This window comes from Cellvibrio sp. (assembly GCF_053579595.1).
In genome coordinates, this window is the sequence record NZ_JBRFPI010000221.1 from 1 (window position 1) to 3,178 (window position 3,178).

Annotated in this window: 2 protein-coding genes and 1 pseudogene; all 3 read right to left on the reverse strand. The window is 48.3% G+C overall.

Annotation, left to right across the window (positions count from 1 at the left end):
- Positions 1-144 (reverse strand): annotated as a pseudogene (gene motC, locus ACWA6V_RS13775) (flagellar motor protein); the annotation flags it as partial.
- Complete coding sequence (locus tag ACWA6V_RS13780; RefSeq protein ID WP_449523031.1) at positions 144-1,274, reverse strand: protein-glutamate methylesterase/protein-glutamine glutaminase; 1,131 nt, start codon at positions 1,272-1,274, stop codon at positions 144-146. The pseudogene motC and the gene ACWA6V_RS13780, both read right to left, overlap by 1 nt.
- Positions 1,275-1,360: 86 nt before the next feature.
- On the reverse strand, positions 1,361-3,178 hold a 1,818-nt coding region (locus ACWA6V_RS13785), incomplete at its 5' end, for a chemotaxis protein CheA (protein WP_449523032.1).

Below are 3,178 nucleotides of genomic sequence, written 5' to 3' on the forward strand. Positions count from 1 at the left end.
CATTGCAGACCCAAAGGTGCCGCCAAATACAATAAAAGCGGCGGGGCCATTAACCAATGTGCCCAGACCTCCACCTTCTAAAAAATTACCAGCAATAATTGCAGCAAACGCAATAATAACGCCGAGGATACTGAGTAAATCCATTACATTACCTCTCGCACCAAACGCGGCCCAATCTCTTTCAGGCTAAGCACTTTATCCGTTAATCCAGCGCGAGCGACAGCCATAGGCATACCATAAATTACACAACTCGCCTCGTCTTGCGACCAGAGCGCAGAACCCGCCTCTTTTAATAAGCGAGCACCATTGCAACCATCAGAACCCATTCCGGTCAACACGACGCCCAACACTTTATCGCCATAAATATTAGCAGCCGACCCGAACGTGATATCCAATGAAGGCTTGTAGTTAACCCGCTCATCATCGGGCAATACACGCACAGAACCGCCATTGCGTTTATCCAGCATCAACTGTTTTCCACCCGGCGCAAGCAATGCCAAACCCGGTTGCAACTGGTCGCCATCAACTGCTTCGCGCACGCGGATATTGCATTGTTTGTTTAAACGCTCGGCAAATGCTTTAGTAAAATTTTCTGGCATATGTTGTACGAGCACTATCGGTAATGGAAAATTTGCCGGCAAGGTAATTAATACTTCTGCCAAGGCGACTGGCCCACCGGTTGATGCGCCAATAACTAATATCTTGGGCTGTTTTTTTAAACGATAATTATCTGGGCCGGATGTTTTGGAGGATTCATCTTGATGGTTGTTCACCGGCGAGCGCGAAGCTGCAGGAGCGACAGGAACCGGGGCGCGTAAATTAGGCGCAGCAGGAATTGATGAGGGTTTCGGCTCGATAACTGGCACTGTACGTGCAGTAACGCCCGCCAGCGTAATTAACCGTTCGTGCAGTTTCTTCTTGAGTGAATCAGAGCTGCGCGATACTTCAGCAAAATCCTTGGGAATAAAATCCAATGCACCTGCTGCCAATGCATCCAAAGTCACTTTAGCTCCCTCATAAGTGAGAGAGCTAAACATCAAGATAGGAACTTTACGATTCGCCATGATGAGCTTGATTGCCGTAACACCATCCATCACCGGCATTTCAAAATCCATAGTGATGATATCAGGTTTAAGCTGCTCTGCTTTCTCTACTGCTTCACGGCCATTGCTGGCGATACCAATGACTTTTAAATCCGGATGCTCATTAATAATATCTTTCAGCCGATGCTGAAAGAAATTTGAATCATCAACTACTAATACCCGGACAGGCATCTAACTCACTCCGCAGTTGCAACTGCTTTGGAAAATAAAATGATTGGAGCAACCTTGGGGAAAAAGTAGTGCCGGCTTAATGACAACTAACTATGACCCCAGCTAGTAGATCCTTTTGCATAGCGACGCAATAAACTGGGAATATCCAAAATTAATGCAATCGTGCCATCACCCGTGATGGTTGCACCTGCCATACCAGGAGTACCTTGTAACATTTTTCCGAGTGGTTTAATCACCACCTCTTCCTGGCCAATCAGTTGATCAACAACAAAACCAACACGGCGGGTGCCAACAGTAACAATCACCACATGTGCATTGTCCGGGCGCTCACCATAAGCATTTTTTACCAACCAATCTTTCATATAAAACAACGGGATTGCCTGGTCGCGAATAGCAACGCAATCCTGGCCGTCAACAATATGGCTTCTGGTGAGGTCCATATGGAAAATTTCATTGACACTCACCAGCGGAAACGCAAAAGTCTGTTGCCCGAGCATAAACATTAACGTTGGCATAATCGCCAAAGTCAGTGGCACCTTGATAATAAAGCGTGTGCCCTTACCTAATTCTGATTTAATTTCTACGGTGCCGTTAAGTTGGGTGATTTTGGTTTTCACCACATCCATACCCACACCGCGCCCCGACACATCCGAAATTTCTTTTTTAGTAGAAAAACCTGGAGCAAAAATTAAATTATAGGCTTCGGTATCCGAGAGGCGATTGGCGGTATCCTCATCAAACAACCCTTTTTCGACAGCAATAGTGCGCAGCTTAACGGGGTCCATACCTGCACCATCATCACTAATCGATAGCAGGATATGATCGCCCTCTTGTTCTGCCGAGAGTATCACTTGCCCCAACCGCGGTTTACCGGCGGCCTCTCGCACTTCTGGAAACTCAATGCCGTGATCGACCGAGTTGCGCACCAAATGCACCAGGGGATCGGCGAGCGCTTCTACCAAATTTTTATCCAGATCAGTTTCTTCACCGACCAATTCCAGATTGATTTCTTTGCGCAAACTGCGCGCCAAATCGCGCACGACACGCGGGAAACGGCCAAACACCTTTTTGATCGGCTGCATGCGGGTTTTCATGACCGATGTTTGCAGATCGGCAGTCACCACGTCGAGATTCGCAACAGCCTTTACCAAAGCCTCATTAGTAGAGCTATTACCTAAACGTACCAAACGGTTACGCACCAAAACCAATTCGCCGACCATATTCATAATGTCGTCGAGACGTTGGGTATCGACACGCACAGTTGTTTCAACTTGCGGCGCTTCTTTTTCACTGACAGGTGCAGGAGAGGTTGCTGGTGCAGCGACAGGTTTAGGCGGCTCTACTTTTTTGGCTGCAACAGGAGCAGGTTTTGCTACTGCAGGTGCTGGTTTTACTTCAGGAGCTTTTGCGGCAGGTGCTGGTACCGAAGAAGTGAGCGTAGCTGCTGTAACGCCAGGCCCCTTACCCTTGCCATGAAGTTGATCAAGTAGCGCATCAAATTCATCATCACTAATCAAATCACTGCCACTGCTGGCGGCAACCGGGTCTGGTGCATGTACTACAGGCGCTGCAGGTGCAGCAGCAGGCCCCTTACCCTTACCGTGCAATTGATCGAGTAATGCCTCGAATTCGTCTTCGGTAATTTCATTACTGGAAGCAGTAGCAGATACAACAACAGCTGCCGCGGGGGCAGCTACGCCAGGCGCACTACCTTTGCCGTGCAATTGATCAAGTAGTGCATCAAATTCATCTTCAGTAATTTCATCGCTGCCCGATGTACTGACGGGTGCAGCTGCAGCTGATGCAGGAGCAACCGACGCCGGTTGACCAGCTATTGCATCCAACAGTTGTTCAAACTCTGCATCGGTGATTGTCCAGAGAACAGGACTCGCCTGCACACCAGT

Bases quoted from the DNA above. Each gene is read 5' to 3' on its own strand.
- ACWA6V_RS13780 (WP_449523031.1), bottom strand. From the start codon at position 1,274: ATGCCTGTCCGGGTATTAGTAGTTGATGATTCAAATTTCTTTCAGCAT.